A 13,878-nucleotide genomic window follows, 5' to 3' on the forward strand; every position below is an offset into this window, starting at 1 on the left:
TCGGTGGACCATGGGAAGGCTGCTCATCGCAACAGCACTTTCTGTGCGCTGGTTACTTCTTGTGCGCGCATCGAGTCTCGTCCACAATGCCGCCATGGCGAAAGAAGGCACTTTGACCCACGCAAGGCACACCGATGTGCGCGAGGCGATCGGCGAGGACCATCCGAGCTGCCGGCTGCGCGACATCCTCGACCGCGTCGGCGACAAGTGGAGCGTGCTGGTGATGGACCTGCTCGGCGACGGCCCCAAGCGCTACTCCGAGCTGCAGCGCGCCATCGCGGGCATCTCCCAGCGCATGCTCACCCTCACCCTGCGCAGCCTGGAGCGCGACGGCCTGGTGGAGCGCACCGTCACCCCCACCTCGCCGCCGCGGGTGGACTACGCGCTGACCCCGGTCGGGCGGACGCTGTCGTCCCAGGTCGCCGGGCTCATCAGCTGGGCGCGGCAGCACCGTGAGTACGTGGCCGCCTCCCGCGCGCGCTACGACGCGTCATGAGAGCCCAGGGTCTTCTATGGTCGATAGTAGATCGCTGCCGCCGGTAGGGGGTATGGGTATGTCGCGTGGGGACGGCGGCCACGTCCCCCCGCGATCCACACGGGTCAGGCCCGGGCCTCCTCGGGCCGGGAGTCCGCCGCGACGGACGTCTTCCGGCCGCGCATGAGGACCAGGGCCAGCACCCCGCCCGCGGCCGCCACCACGGCGGCGCCGACGAAGGCCGCCCGGAACCCGCTCGTGAGCTGGGACAGGTCGCCCAGCTCGGCGGCGCCGCGCGAGGTGGCCACGGCCGTCATGACCGCCAGACCGAGCGCCGATCCCACGTTGTAGGTGGTGTTGACGATGCCCGAGGCCAGACCGCTCTCCTCCGGCCGCACCCCCGACATGGCGGACATCATCGCCGGGATGTAGGCCAGCGACATGCCCACGGCGGCGATCAACGAGGCCGGCAGCACGTCGGCGACGAAGGCGCCGTCCGGCCGGACCAGCGAGAGCACACCGACCCCGGCCGCCAGCACGAGCATGCCGATCACGATGAGCGGCTTGGCGCCGAAACGGCCCAGCAGGCGCGCGGTGATGCCGATCATGAAAATCATGATCGCGACCGTCATCGGCAGCAGCGCCGCGCCGCTGGGGAAGGCGCCGTAGCCGAGGACCTGCTGCAGGTAGAGGTTGAGGAAGTACCACATCGGGATCCACGCGGCGCCGAGCAGCGCCATCGCGAGGTTGGCCATGGCCAGCCCGGGGGTGCGCCAGATGCCGAGCGGCATGATCGGCTGCCTGACCGTGCGCTGGACGACCAGGAACGCCGCGAGCAGCACGGCGGCGCCGGCCAGCTCCAGGAGGGTGGCCGGAGCGCCCCAGCCCTGCTCGGGAGCGCGCACGACGGCGAACACGGCCAGGGCGATGCCGCCGGTGACCGTGGCGGCACCGAGCAGGTCGACCGAGCCGCGCCTGCCCTGGACGGCCGGCAGCAGCGCGGGCACCGCGGCGAGGGTCGCGAGGCCGATGGGGATGTAGACGACGAACACCCAGGGCCAGCTCAGGTACTCGGTGACGACGCCGCCCAGGAACACCCCGGCGGTGCCGCCGGCCGGCGCGGCCGCGCCGTACAGCGCCATGGCCTTGCCGAGCTCCCGGGAGTCGTGGCCGAAGAGCATCATGAGCAGGGTCATCGCGGACGGGGCGATCAGCGCGCCGCCGACGCCCTGGACGGCCCGGCCGAGGATCTCCACCCAGGCCGTGCCGGCGGCCGCGGCGACCACGGAGCCGGCGAGCAGGACGACCCAGCCCGCGGCGAAGACCCTGCGGGCCCCCAGCAGGTCGGACAGCCGGCCGCCGAGCAGCAGCAGGCCGCCGAAGGCGATCACGTAGGCGTTGAACACCCACTGCAGGCCGCCCTGGGTGAAGCCGAGTTCGCGCTGCATCTCCGGGAGCGCGACCCCGATGATGGAGGTGTCCATGATGACCATGAACTGCGCGGCGGCCAGCACGGCGAGTGCCCACCACCTGCGGGGATTGACGGCGTTCATGCCGTACTCCTGATTCCTCGCACCGTACGATGCGATCTATGGGTCTGGGGTGATCGGGAAATCGGACCGGACCCGCCGGTGGGCGTGCGTGCCGACGCACGCCCACCGTTCGTGTTCCTAGGACCCGGTCCCGGACAGGCGGTAGCCCGCACGCTCCACCGCGGCGCGGATCTCCTCGTCGGAGAAGCCGGCGCCGCTGACGGTGACCGCGCCGGTGGACAGCTCGACGGCCACACCGGAGACGCCGGAGACGCCGCCGATCTCCGTCGAGACCGACGAGACGCAGTGGCCGCAGGTCATGCCGCTCACCGAGTAGACGCTCCGGTCGCCGCCGTCCGCGGTGACGGTCGCCGTCGCGGCCTCACCGGTGCCGCACGCACATGCCGTGCACATGTCGCCCTCCTCTTCATACCCATGGGGGGTATCTCTGACGCCGAGGAAGCTAACATACCCCCTGGGGGTTTGCAAGAGCCCCGCTTCCCGGACGCGGGCCGGCGGGTGGGCCTAGAAGGAGAGGAACTCGAGGCAGTGGTGGGCGAGCAGGGACGCCAGGCCCGGGGCGAGGCCGGTCACGGCCGGCCCCGCGAGCAGCACGCCGACCGCGAGCGCCCCGGTGACCCGCTCGCCCCGACCGAGCGGCGGCGCGGGGGCGAGCAGGCGCCGTACGCGGGCCAGCGCGCTCTCGCCGCCGGCCCCCAGGGTGAAGGCGGGCGCGCGGCCGGTGGCCAGGCGCACCAGAGCGGACGCGATGAGCACGCGGGGATGGCGGCGCGCTGCCAGGTCGTCGGCCAGCAGCTCGACCAGCCGGGCGAGCTCCGCCCGCCCCCGCTCGAACAGCGGCATGCCGGGGAACGCCCGGGCGAACGTCTCGCCGAAGGCGAGCACGAGGTGGTGCCGGCCGCGCAGGTGCGCGCGCTCGTGGGCGAGCACGGCCGCGGTCTCGTCGGGGCTCAGGTCGCGCAGCGCGGCCGTGGTGATCACCGCTTTGCCCTGCCGGCCGGGCACGCAGTACGCGAGCCGCTCGTCGAAGTCCACGACGATCGCGTCCAGCGCGCCGTCGTGCCGGCCGAGCAGGGTGAGCGCCTCGGCGTGGCGGCGCCGCTCGGCCCGGGCCCCGGCCAGGACGGCGACGGCGCACCAGGCGAGGCGCGCCACCAGCGCGCCGGCGACGCCCACGCCGACGAGCGCGGTCGCCGCGGTGAGACCGGGCCCCTCCGCCAGCACCTCGGCGCACTGCGCGAACAGCTCGGCCAGGCCGTGGCCCACCACCGGCGCCGGGACCGCCAGCACGAAGACGGCCGACAGCACGGAGACCACCACCGAGACGCAGGCCGCCTGCCACACCATGATCGCCAGCCGGGGAGCGCGCCCGGTCCAGGACGCCCTTCCCAGCAGCCGGGGAAGCGCGACCGCGGCGACGAGCGCGTAGATCGTCAGCCCGGCGGCCAGGACGGCCGCCACGGTCACGCGCGGCCCTTCGGGGGGTAGACCTTCAGCGCCGCCTCCAGGGCGTCGGCCTCCTCGGGCGTCAGGCGCTCCAGGAAGTGGACGAGGGTGGCGGCCTGGTTGCCGCTGCGGGCCAGCGACTCGCGCATCAGGTCGGCGGTGTACGCCTCCTTGGAGGAGACCGGCCGGTAGATGTACGCCTTGCCGACGGCCTCCCGCCTGAGCAGGCCCTTCGTGTGCAGCTTGTCCATCACCGTCATCACGGTCGTGTAGGCGATCTCCCGCTCGCGGCGCAGATCCTCCAGCACGTCGCGCACGGACGCCGGCCGGCGGTAGGACCACATGCGGTCCATGATCGTGGACTCCAGCTCCCCGAGACCGCGCACCATGCAGAACCCTCCAGACAGCCAGGTCATCCCCATGCTAACGGCTGTCCGACGCCGCTTCTACTATGGTGCTTAGGGGAACGAAGGACATCAGCTCGGGGGGCGGACGGTGCGAGGAGCAGTGGAGGGGTGGCGCCGCGGCTCGCGGCTGGCGCTGCTCGTGCTGCTCGTCCTCGGGGTCTGCGGGATGCACACCCTCGGCCACGTCGGCCTCCACCGCGCGCACGGCGGTACGGCGGCGCCCCACCGGTCACACGGCACCACCGTGGCGGACCACACCCGGCTCGACCACACCCGGTCCGAGAGCGCCCGGTCCGACCACACCGGGCGTCATGCCGCCGGTCAGGCGTCCTCGGCGGGCGGGCAGTTGCCCGACCTCGACCCGGGCAGCGTGTGCCTGGCCGTCCTGACCTCGCTCCTCCTGCTCCTCGTGGCGGCGGCGCGGGCGCGCGCCCGCCGGGGGACGGAGCCGCCGGACGCGATTGGGCGGGTCGCGGGCCGGATCGCCCGGCCGCCGCCCCTCCCCCTGTCGCTCCGGCTCGCTCGGGTGTCGGTGCTGCGCATATAGGCCGTTCGCCTCGCGACCACGGCCATGCACGCGTACGACGACAGGAGTCACCCGACCATGCCCACGAACCGATTCACGCCCACGAACCGATTCACGCCCACGAACCGATTCACGCCCAAGCGCCTCTCGTTGACGGCCGCCGCCGGAGCCGGCGCGCTCGTCCTGCTCACCGCCTGCGGCGGCGGCACCGCCCCCATGCCGGAGCGCGGCCTGTCGGCCGCCACCGGCGCGGCCACGACGTCCTCGGCGCCGTCGGCGCCCGCCACCCGGCCGGGAGGCTCGTTCGACGACGCGGACGCGATGTTCGCGCAGATGATGATCCCCCACCACCGGCAGGCCGTCGAGATGGCCGACCTGGCCGCGACCCGGGCGAGCGATCCCGAGGTCAAGGAGCTGGCCGCCAAGATCAAGGCGGCCCAGGACCCGGAGATCACGACCATGCGGGGCTGGCTCAAGGACTGGGGCAAGCCCGAGCCCACCGACATGGGACACATGGACCACGGCATGCCCGGCATGATGTCCGCCGAGGACATGGACAAGCTCAAGGACGCCAAGGGCACCGCGTTCGACAAGCAGTTCGTCCGCATGATGATCGCCCACCACGAGGGCGCGATCCGGATGGCCGGGACGGAGCTGGCCCAGGGCCGCGACGAGGCCGCCAAGAAGCTGGCCCGGAGCATCGAGTCGTCCCAGCAGGCCGAGATCGACCAGATGAAGAAGATCCTCGAACGGCTCTGACCTGCCCCGCCGGACGCCCGCTCAGGCGGGCGTCCGGCGCGGCCCGGAGGTTCAGCCGGTGAGGAGCTTGTCCGCCGGGATGACCTGGCGCGGGATGCTCGGGCTCGACCAGCGCAGCTCGGCGATGGCGTCGTAGCCGTTGTCGTAGAACTCCATCGTGATGTCGTGCGGGCCGGCGCTCAGCGCGACCGAGGCGGTGTCGTCGCGCTTGGAGTGGTCGGTCCAGGCGTCGATGAGCAGCTTGCCGTCCACCCGGAGCCGCACGCCGTCGTCGCTGGTCGTGATGAAGGTGTACGTCTCGGCCTTGTCGGCGACGACCTTGCCGGTCCAGCGGGCGCTGAAGGTGTCCGGGCCGATGGCGGGGTCGGGCGAGGAGGCGCCCCAGTCGAAGTTCACCGTGGGGTCGACGCGGGTGACGCTCGCGCCGGTGAGGTCGGCGTTGTCGAAGTAGGTCGCCTTCAGGCCCTGCTCGCCGATGACCAGCGTGGTGGCCGACCCGGCCGGCAGCGTCACCGTGGCCTTGCCGCCGGAGACGGTCGCGCTGCCGGTGCGGTGCGGGGTCCAGGCGTCGGAGGTGCTCTGCCAGACGGCGGCGGTGCCGCTCGACAGCCCGTTGAGGGTGAGCGCGGTCTCCAGCGGCTCGGCGCCCACGTTGACGAGGACGACGTTCTTGGCGTTGTCGGAGGCGAAGACGTGCAGCTTGGCGGTGTTCGCGCTCGCCTGGACGACGGTCGTGCCGAACGGCCGGAACAGGCCCTCGCCGGTGTACATGCCGAGGCCGTGGTAGATGGGCAGCGGCTCGCTGCGCGCGATGCCGCCCTCGCCCTTGGTGCTGGTCAGGCCGAGCCGGCCGTTCTTGTCGCCGTACTGGTAGGCGCTCGCGCCGGCGTGCAGGATCTGGCCGAGGGCCGCCGCGCCCCACAGGGTGTTGAAGTGGGCGAGCGTCCGGTGACCGTCGGGGTCGTCGAAGTCGGAGTTGAACTCGCCGATCTGGATGGGCAGGTCGCGGCCGAGCACGGAGCGGACCGTGGCGCGCACGCCCTCGATGTCGGTCTCGTACGCGCGGATCACGTCGCCGAGCAGCGCCTCGTCGGTGATCTGCTCGGAGCCGTTGCCGTAGTCGTGGTAGTCGACGAAGCTCACCCGGTCGCCCGAGCCCTGCAGGAACGTGCGGATGTAGTCGTCGGCGTTCCAGGCGGTGGCGGGGCCGCCGATCACGAGGGCCGGGTTCTCGGCGCGCAGGGCGTCGGCGATGAGGTTGAAGCGCCTGCTGTACTCCGTGGCCGACATCTCGGGCTTTTCGGGGGTGCAGGCGCAGTTGAGCTCGTTGCCCACGATGAAGCGCCGGATCGGCTTCCCCGTGGCGGCGAAGTGCCGGTAGAGGGCGACCGCGTCGTCCCGGTTCACCTCCGCGCTCTGCCGGCCGTCCACCTGGAGGATGACGACCGGCTCGGCGCCGAGGTCGCGGATCGCGTCGATCCAGGCGTCGCCCGACACCTGGGTGTCGCACTTGTAGCCGCCGCAGACGATGGGGCTGCTGTGGTCGCCCGGCTGCTGGTAGTGCAGCTCGATGCGCATCCGGCCGGCGGCGAGCCGGCGGAGGTTGTCGCGGTGTCTGGTGTCGTTGGTGATGTACGAGCCCTCGCCGTACCCGGTGATCCCGATGCCGATGTCGGCGGGGGAGATCGTGCGGATCGGCTTGGTGAAGTCCACCGAGACGGTGGCGGCCGCGGCCGCCTCCGCCGATGCGCCCGCCGGCCAGACCAGCGCGGCGGCCGCCAGGCCGCCGGCGAGAACGGCGCGTAACGCGCGTCGTGCAGTTGCCCTCATCCTGCTCCTGTCAGAGTCCTCAAGATCTGGAGGATCATGACACGGCCGGATGTCCCGGGGGTTACGTGAGCGGTCAGCGACGGGGTTGCAGCCAGCCGAACGTGCGCTCCACGGCCCGCCGCCAGTTGTCGTACTCCGACTCCCGGCGGGCCGGGTCCATGGCCGGCAGCCACTGGGCGGCGCGGTGCCAGTTGCGGCGCAGTCCCTCCAGGTCGGGCCAGTAGCCGACGGCCAGGCCCGCGGCGTACGCGGCGCCGAGCGACACGGTCTCGGCGACCATGGGCCGCACGACCGGGACATCCAGCACGTCGGCGATGCACTGCATGAGCAGGTTGTCGGCGGTCATGCCTCCGTCCACCTTGAGCACCCGCAGGTCGAGCCCGGAGTCCGCGTTCATGGCGTCCACGACCTCGCGGGTCTGCCAGGCGGTGGCCTCCAGGACCGCCCGCGCCAGATGCCCCTTGGTGATGTACGAGGTCAGCCCCACGATCACGCCGCGCGCCTCGCTGCGCCAGTGCGGGGCGAACAGCCCGGCGAACGCGGGCACGATGTAGCACCCGCCGTTGTCGTCCACGGTCTTGGCCAGCGTCTCGATCTCCGGGGCGCTGTTGATCAGGCCGAGGCCGTCGCGGAACCACTGCACGAGCGCGCCGGTGACGGCGATCGGCGCCTCCAGGGCGTACACCGCGGGCTCGGCGCCCACCTGGTAGCCGACGGTGGTGAGCAGGCCGTGGGTGGAGCGGACCGGGTCCTTGCCGGTGTTGAGCAGCAGGAAGCCGCCGGTGCCGTAGGTGCACTTGGCCTCGCCGGGTGCGAAGCAGGTCTGGCCGAACAGCGCCGCCTGCTGGTCGCCCAGCGCGGCGCCGATGCGGACGCCCGGCAGGACCGTCCTGGCCACGCCGTACGTCTCGGTCGAGGGCCGGATCTGCGGCAGCATGGCGCGCGGGACGCCGAAGAAGTCGAGCAGGTCGTCGTCCCACTCCAGCGTGGTCAGGTCCATCAGCAGGGTGCGGCTGGCGTTGGTGACGTCGGTGAGGTGCAGGCCGCCGTCCGGGCCTCCGGTGAGGTTCCAGATGAGCCAGGACTCCATGGTGCCGAACAGCACCTCGCCCCGCTCGGCGCGCTCGCGCAACCCGGGTACGTCGTCGAGCAGCCAGCGGATGCGGGGCGCCGAGAAGTACGTGGCCAGCGGCAGGCCGCAGCGCTTCTGCACCATCGACGCCTCCGGCCGGGCGGCCAGCTCGTCGACCAGCGCCGTCGTGCGCGTGTCCTGCCACACGATGGCCCGCCGCAGGGGAACGCCGGTGTTGCGGTCCCACACGAGCGTGGTCTCGCGCTGGTTCGCGATGCCGATCGCGGCGACCTGCTCCAGGCCGACCCCGGCCTGTCTGAGCGCCTCCGGGGCGATGCGTTCAAGGTTGCGCCAGATCTCGACGGCGTCGTGCTCGACCCACCCGGGCTGCGGGAAGTGCTGGCGATGCTCCCGCTGCGTCACCGACACCAGGCGTCCCTGCTGGTCGAAGATGATGCACCGCGTCGACGTCGTACCTTGGTCGATGGACATCACATAGCGCGTGGCCATGGCGTTCACCTCGGTATGTGTGAAGTGGGTGTCACCAGCGCGCGGCACCGAGATCCCGGGAGACCGCGCGCGCCGCGTCGCGCACGAACGTCACCAGGGCGGTGTTGGGCTGGCCTTTGGCGTCGCAGATCCGCTCGACGGCCCCGGAGATGCCGATGGCGCCGACCACCAGGCCGCCGTGCCCCCGGATGGGGGCGGCGATGCCCGCCTCGCCCACGGTCATCTCCTCGACCTGGGCGGCCCACCCGACCTCCCGGATGCCCGCGAGGCTGCGGGTCAGGTCCTTGGGAGCGACGATCGTCCTGCGGGTGAAGGCCTCCAGCGGGCCGTTGCCGAGCGCGGCGCCGGCGCCGGAGTCGAAGGCGAGCAGGACCTTGCCGAGGGCGGTCGCGTGCATCGGCATCAGCGAGCCGACGTCGAGGGTCTGCAGGGTGTCGTCGGGGCGGAAGACGTGGTGGACCACGAGGACCTGGCCGTCGAGAACGGTGCCGATCTTGACGGACTCGCAACTGCGCGCCGCGAGCGCGTCGGCCCAGTTGATGGCGCGGGAGCGGAGCTCGTTGACGTCCAGGTAGCTCGTGCCGAGGTGCAGCAGGGCCGCGCCGAGCTGGTACTTGCCGGTCGCGCTGTCCTGCTCCACGAAGCCGACCAGTTGCAGGGTGCGCAGCAGGCCGTGCGCCGTGCCGCGGGGAAGGCCGAGCGATGTGGCGATCTCGCCCACGCCGAGCTTGCCCGAGCTGCGCGCGAGGAGGCGCAGGATGGCCGCTCCCCGCTGGATGGACTGCACTGGACCTGGCACGGCATCGAGCCTAGTCGGGCGGCGCTTGTTCGACAATGTCGGCGCCGCTCAAAGAAAGATCTACACATATCACCTCATACCGCTCAGAGTGTGCGCCGGTTCATAGGCTCAGACCATAATCCCGGATGCCATAGCTGACTAGTGTTCGACATTGTCGGCACCCCGTCGTTGACCCTGTGGTTTTCCTCACTTAGCTTCCAAGCAGCCGTGAAGCACTCGAAGCTTCACCGGAGGTTCTGCCTGCGACGACACCTGTTCCCGCCCGAGGACCGGAGCGTGGTGAGGCACTGTGAGGAGGAAGACATGGCGGAGCGACTGAAAGCCCGTGGGATGCTCGGCGAGTTGGCCGCCGAGTTCGCGGGGACGATGATCCTGATCCTGTTCGGGGTCGGCGTGGTGGCCCAGGTGGTCGCCGGCGGCATCGGCGATCACGACAGCATCGCGTGGGCCTGGGGGCTCGGCGTCACGCTCGGCGTCTACGTCGCGGCGCGGATCACCGGCGCCCATCTCAACCCGGCCGTCACCATCGCCATGGCCGCGTTCAAGGGCTTCTCCTGGCGCAAGGTCGGACCGTACGCGCTGGCGCAGACCGCGGGGGCGTTCGTGGCCGCGCTGATCGTCCGCTTCAACTACGCCGAGGTCCTCGCCAAGATCGACCCCGGCCACACCATCAAGACCCAGGGGGTCTTCTCCACGCTGCCCGGCAACGGCACCCTCCCGGTGGACACCTGGGGCGCCTTCCGCGACCAGGTGATCGGCACCGCGATCCTGCTGTTCCTGATCCTCGCCATCACCGACGTGCGCAACAACGCGCCCCTCGCCAACCTGGCCCCGGTCGTCGTCGGCCTGCTCGTCGTGGCCATCGGCATGGCCTGGGGCACCAACGCCGGCTACGCCATCAACCCGGCCCGCGACTTCGGACCCCGGCTGGCGTCGTTCCTCACCGGCTACCACACGGCCTGGCAGGACCAGTACGGCCAGCTGTACTTCTGGGTGCCGATCGTGGCGCCCGTCATCGGCGGCCTGATCGGCGCGGCCCTCTACCAGGTCCTGGTGGGGCGGTTCCTGCCGATCGAAGATGAGCCTGAGCCCGGCCGCGTGCCGGCCAAAGAGTCCTACGAGACCGTCTGACCACCCCACCCCCCTTCCGAGGAGGCACGATTCCATGCCGGACTTCGTCGGCGCCGTCGACCAGGGAACGACGAGCACCCGCTTCATGATCTTCGATCACGGCGGCAACGAGATCGCCCGCCACCAGCTCGAGCACGAGCAGATCCTGCCGCGCGCCGGCTGGGTGGAGCACAACCCCACGGAGATCTGGGAGCGCACCCGGGCGGTGATCGAGACCACGCTGAACAAGGCGAATCTCGTGGCCTCCGACCTGGCCGCGCTCGGCATCACCAACCAGCGCGAGACCTCCGTGGTCTGGAACCGCACCACGGGCCGGCCGTACTACAACGCCATCGTCTGGCAGGACACGCGTACGGACCGGATCGCCTCGGCGCTGGAGCGCGACGGCAGGGGCGACGTCATCCGCGCCAAGGCCGGACTGCCGCCCGCGACGTACTTCTCCGCCGGGAAGATCCAGTGGATCCTGGAGAACGTCGAAGGCGTGCGCGAGGCGGCCGAGGCCGGCGAGGCGATCTTCGGCACCACCGACACGTGGCTGCTGTGGAACCTCACCGGCGGCCCCGACGGCGGCCGGCACGTCACCGACGTCACCAACGCCAGCCGCACCATGCTCATGGACCTGGAGAAGCTGGACTGGGACGACGAGCTGCTGTCGTTCTTCGGCATCCCGCGACGGATGCTGCCGGCCATCGTCCCGTCCTCGCACGCCGAGGCGTACGGGCACACCCGGGAGAACGGCCCGCTGGGCGGGCGGGTCACGCTCGGCGGCGTGCTCGGCGACCAGCAGGCCGCCACCGTCGGCCAGGTGTGCTTCGAGGTCGGCGAGGCCAAGAACACCTACGGCACGGGCAACTTCCTGCTGCTCAACACCGGCACCACCCCGGTCCGCTCGAAGAACGGGCTGCTCACCACGGTGTGCTACCAGTTCGGCGCGGAGGCCCCGGTGTACGCGCTGGAGGGCTCCATCGCGGTGACCGGCTCGGCCGTGCAGTGGCTGCGCGACCAGCTCGGCATCATCTCGGGGGCGGAGCAGAGCGAGTCGCTGGCCCGGCAGGTCGAGGACAACGGCGGCGTGTTCTTCGTGCCCGCCTTCTCCGGCCTGTTCGCGCCGTACTGGCGCTCCGACGCCCGCGGCGCGATCGTCGGCCTGTCGCGCTACAACAACAACGCGCACATCGCCCGCGCCACGCTGGAGTCCATCTGCTACCAGAGCCGCGACGTGGTCGAGGCGATGCGCCAGGACTCCGGGGTCACCCTCGACGTGCTGCGGGTGGACGGCGGCGTCACCGCCAACGACCTGTGCATGCAGATCCAGGCCGACGTCCTCGGCGTCCCGGTCTCCAAGCCCGTGGTGGCGGAGACGACGGCGCTGGGCGCCGCCTACGCCGCCGGGCTCGCCGTGGGCTTCTGGAAGTCCACCGACGAGCTCAAGCAGAACTGGCAGGAGGACCGCCGCTGGCAGCCCTCCTGGTCGCAGGAGCAGCGCGACGGCGGCTACGCCACCTGGAAGAAGGCCGTCACCCGCACGCTCGACTGGGTCGACGTCGGCTGAGCCGCGCGACCACCCGGGCCGCGGTCCGCGCACGGCCTCGCGCGGACCGCGGCCCAGGGCCCGCCTGACTTTCTTGAGATGAGGAGCTCTACTGTGACATCTGTACCGCTGGGACCCGCGTACCGCGCGGAGACGCTGCGGCGGCTGGGCGACGACGAGTTCGACGTGCTGGTCGTGGGCGGCGGCGTCGTGGGCGCCGGCGCGGCGCTCGACGCCGTGTCCCGCGGCCTGTCGGTCGCGCTGGTGGAGGCGCAGGACTGGGCCGCCGGCACGTCGAGCCGGTCGAGCAAGCTCGTCCACGGCGGTCTGCGCTACCTCGAACAGCTCGACTTCAAGCTGGTCAGGGAGGCCCTCAAGGAGCGCGGCCTGTTGCTGACCCGGCTCGCGCCCCACCTGGTGCGCCCGGTGCCGTTCCTGTTCCCGCTCCGGCACCGGCTGTGGGAGCGGTTCTACGTGGGCGCGGGCATCGCCCTGTACGACATGCTCGACGGCAGGCGGATCCTGCCGCGGCACCGGCACATGAGCCGGCGTGGCGCGCTGGCCGCCGCGCCCTCGCTCAGCCCGGACGCGCTCGTCGGCGCCGTCCAGTACCACGACGCCCAGGTGGACGACGCGCGGTTCGCGATGACGCTGGCGCGCACCGCCGCGCAGTACGGCGCGGCCGTCGCGACCAGGGCCCGCGTGACCGGGCTCGTCCGCGACGGTGACCGCGTGACCGGGGCCCGGGTGGCGGACCTGGAGGGCGAGCGCGAGATCGTGGTGCGCGCCCGCCAGGTGATCAACGCCACCGGCGTCTGGACCGACGAGACCGCGCGGATGGCGGGCAACAAGGGCGGCCTGCGGGTCAGGGCGTCCAAGGGGGTCCACATCACGGTCCCGCGCGACCGGATCACCCTGCACACTGGCCTGATCCTGCGTACGGAGAAGAGCGTGCTCTTCACCATCCCGTGGGGCCGGCACTGGATCATCGGCACCACCGACACGGACTGGAACCTCGACAAGGGCCGCCCCGTGGCCAGCCGGGCCGACATCGACTACCTGCTCGACCAGGTCAACAAGGTGCTGAGCACGCCCCTCACCCACGAGGACATCGACGGCGTCTACACGGGCCTGCGCCCGCTCCTGGCCGGTGACGCCTCGGACACAGCCAAGCTGTCCAGGGAGCACACCGTCGCCCGGCCCGCGCCGGGGCTCGTCGTCATCGCCGGCGGCAAGTACACGACGTACCGCGTCATGGCGAAGGACGCCGTGGACGTGGCCGCGCGCGAGCTGGGCACGGCCGTGCCGCGCTCGGTCACCGACCGGCTGCCGCTGCTCGGGGCCGAGGGGTTCGAGGCGCTGCGCAACGGCCGCGCCCGGCTGGCCGCGCGCGCCGGGGTGGACGTCGCCCGCGTCGAGCGCCTGCTCGGGCGCTACGGCTCGGCCGTCGAGGACGTCCTCGGCCTGATCGAGGAGGACCCGTCCCTCGGGGAGCCGCTGACCGGGGCGGCCGACTACCTCCGGGCGGAGGCGCTGTACGCGGCCACGCACGAGGGGGCGCTGCACCTGGAGGACGTGCTGGTGCGCCGTACCCGCATCTCCATCGAGGAGCGCGACCGCGGCGTGGCCGCGGCGGCCGAGGTGGCCGCGCTCATCGCCCCGGTGCTCGGCTGGGACGAGGAGGACGTGCGGCGCGAGACGGAGCGCTACCGGACCATGGTGCACGCGGAGATGTCCGCGGAGCTGCAGCCCGACGACGTGTCGGCGGTGGCGGCCCGCGCGGAGATCTTCCAGGAGGCGGGCCCTCGCGCCGACGATCGGGCAGTCGGCGTCTGACGG

At 72.0% G+C, this 13,878-nt stretch carries 13 protein-coding genes; 6 read left to right on the top strand and 7 right to left on the bottom strand.

Translation table 11 applies throughout. The features are described from left to right. Nucleotides 1-112 precede the first annotated feature (112 nt). On the top strand, nt 113-496 hold the full coding sequence (locus tag HTZ77_RS14555; RefSeq protein ID WP_235994664.1) for a winged helix-turn-helix transcriptional regulator: 384 nt from the start codon (nt 113-115) through the stop codon (nt 494-496). 104 nt (nt 497-600) lie between these two features. Here the strand turns inward: HTZ77_RS14555 and HTZ77_RS14560 are convergent, their stop codons facing one another. The 4 genes from HTZ77_RS14560 to HTZ77_RS14575 all read right to left on the bottom strand — a co-directional run bounded on the left by HTZ77_RS14560 (nt 601) and on the right by HTZ77_RS14575 (nt 3,863). Further along, nucleotides 601-2,028, bottom strand: a complete 1,428-nt coding sequence (locus HTZ77_RS14560; RefSeq protein WP_175590083.1) for an MFS transporter — start codon at nt 2,026-2,028, stop codon at nt 601-603. Between the two features lie 117 nt (nt 2,029-2,145). After that, nucleotides 2,146-2,421: a heavy-metal-associated domain-containing protein gene (locus tag HTZ77_RS14565; protein WP_175590084.1), complete on the bottom strand. Its 276-nt coding sequence runs from the start codon at nt 2,419-2,421 to the stop codon at nt 2,146-2,148. A 111-nt stretch (nt 2,422-2,532) separates the two neighbouring features. Next, the gene (locus HTZ77_RS14570) at nt 2,533-3,495 is read right to left on the bottom strand and encodes a M56 family metallopeptidase (RefSeq protein WP_205302621.1); all 963 of its coding nucleotides are present in this window, start codon (nt 3,493-3,495) and stop codon (nt 2,533-2,535) included. Continuing rightward, complete coding sequence (locus HTZ77_RS14575) at nt 3,492-3,863, bottom strand: BlaI/MecI/CopY family transcriptional regulator (protein WP_205302622.1); 372 nt, start codon at nt 3,861-3,863, stop codon at nt 3,492-3,494. Before HTZ77_RS14575 ends, HTZ77_RS14570 begins: the two co-directional genes overlap by 4 nt. Before the next feature lie 118 nt (nt 3,864-3,981). On the opposite strand from HTZ77_RS14575, the gene HTZ77_RS14580 reads away from it, so the two are divergent. Both HTZ77_RS14580 and HTZ77_RS14585 read left to right on the top strand, forming a co-directional pair. Then, the gene (locus tag HTZ77_RS14580) at nt 3,982-4,428 is read left to right on the top strand and encodes a DUF6153 family protein (RefSeq protein WP_175590085.1); all 447 of its coding nucleotides are present in this window, start codon (nt 3,982-3,984) and stop codon (nt 4,426-4,428) included. A gap of 57 nt (nt 4,429-4,485) precedes the next feature. Then, nucleotides 4,486-5,166 carry a DUF305 domain-containing protein gene (locus HTZ77_RS14585; protein ID WP_175590086.1) on the top strand — a complete coding sequence of 227 codons (681 nt, stop codon included), beginning with the start codon at nt 4,486-4,488 and terminating at the stop codon, nt 5,164-5,166. Nucleotides 5,167-5,217: 51 nt separating this feature from the next. On the opposite strand, the gene HTZ77_RS14590 is transcribed toward HTZ77_RS14585, so the two are convergent. The 3 genes from HTZ77_RS14590 to HTZ77_RS14600 all read right to left on the bottom strand — a co-directional run bounded on the left by HTZ77_RS14590 (nt 5,218) and on the right by HTZ77_RS14600 (nt 9,377). Then, on the bottom strand, nt 5,218-6,996 hold the full coding sequence (locus HTZ77_RS14590; protein ID WP_175590087.1) for a PA14 domain-containing protein: 1,779 nt from the start codon (nt 6,994-6,996) through the stop codon (nt 5,218-5,220). A gap of 73 nt (nt 6,997-7,069) precedes the next feature. Continuing rightward, a complete protein-coding gene (glpK, locus tag HTZ77_RS14595) occupies nt 7,070-8,578 on the bottom strand; it encodes a glycerol kinase GlpK (protein ID WP_175590088.1) in 1,509 nt (502 codons plus the stop codon). A 31-nt stretch (nt 8,579-8,609) separates the two neighbouring features. Beyond that, on the bottom strand, nt 8,610-9,377 hold the full coding sequence (locus tag HTZ77_RS14600) for an IclR family transcriptional regulator (protein WP_175590089.1): 768 nt from the start codon (nt 9,375-9,377) through the stop codon (nt 8,610-8,612). Between the two features lie 303 nt (nt 9,378-9,680). Here HTZ77_RS14600 and HTZ77_RS14605 point away from each other — a divergent pair, with 303 nt between their 5' ends. The 3 genes from HTZ77_RS14605 (at nt 9,681) to HTZ77_RS14615 (ending at nt 13,875) form a co-directional block, all read left to right on the top strand. Then, nucleotides 9,681-10,508, top strand: coding sequence for an MIP/aquaporin family protein (locus HTZ77_RS14605; protein WP_175590090.1), 828 nt, complete (start codon nt 9,681-9,683; stop codon nt 10,506-10,508). A gap of 34 nt (nt 10,509-10,542) precedes the next feature. Further along, complete coding sequence (glpK, locus tag HTZ77_RS14610) at nt 10,543-12,060, top strand: glycerol kinase GlpK (protein WP_175590091.1); 1,518 nt, start codon at nt 10,543-10,545, stop codon at nt 12,058-12,060. 78 nt (nt 12,061-12,138) lie between these two features. Then, nucleotides 12,139-13,875 carry a glycerol-3-phosphate dehydrogenase/oxidase gene (locus HTZ77_RS14615; protein ID WP_175590092.1) on the top strand — a complete coding sequence of 579 codons (1,737 nt, stop codon included), beginning with the start codon at nt 12,139-12,141 and terminating at the stop codon, nt 13,873-13,875. Nucleotides 13,876-13,878 lie beyond the last annotated feature (3 nt).

The organism is Nonomuraea montanisoli (assembly GCF_013363975.1).
Taxonomy (GTDB): domain Bacteria; phylum Actinomycetota; class Actinomycetes; order Streptosporangiales; family Streptosporangiaceae; genus Nonomuraea; species Nonomuraea montanisoli.

What these genes read in the sequence shown, in the direction of transcription:
- glpK (WP_175590088.1), bottom strand. Translation starts at nt 8,578, where the DNA reads ATGGCCACGCGCTATGTGATGTCCATCGACCAAGGTACGACGTCGACG.
- glpK (WP_175590091.1), top strand. Translation starts at nt 10,543, where the DNA reads ATGCCGGACTTCGTCGGCGCCGTCGACCAGGGAACGACGAGCACCCGC.
- HTZ77_RS14575 (WP_205302622.1), bottom strand. Translation starts at nt 3,863, where the DNA reads ATGGTGCGCGGTCTCGGGGAGCTGGAGTCCACGATCATGGACCGCATG.
- HTZ77_RS14585 (WP_175590086.1), top strand. Translation starts at nt 4,486, where the DNA reads ATGCCCACGAACCGATTCACGCCCACGAACCGATTCACGCCCACGAAC.
- HTZ77_RS14590 (WP_175590087.1), bottom strand. Translation starts at nt 6,996, where the DNA reads ATGAGGGCAACTGCACGACGCGCGTTACGCGCCGTTCTCGCCGGCGGC.
- HTZ77_RS14615 (WP_175590092.1), top strand. Translation starts at nt 12,139, where the DNA reads ATGAGGAGCTCTACTGTGACATCTGTACCGCTGGGACCCGCGTACCGC.
- HTZ77_RS14605 (WP_175590090.1), top strand. Translation starts at nt 9,681, where the DNA reads ATGGCGGAGCGACTGAAAGCCCGTGGGATGCTCGGCGAGTTGGCCGCC.
- HTZ77_RS14565 (WP_175590084.1), bottom strand. Translation starts at nt 2,421, where the DNA reads ATGTGCACGGCATGTGCGTGCGGCACCGGTGAGGCCGCGACGGCGACC.
- HTZ77_RS14560 (WP_175590083.1), bottom strand. Translation starts at nt 2,028, where the DNA reads ATGAACGCCGTCAATCCCCGCAGGTGGTGGGCACTCGCCGTGCTGGCC.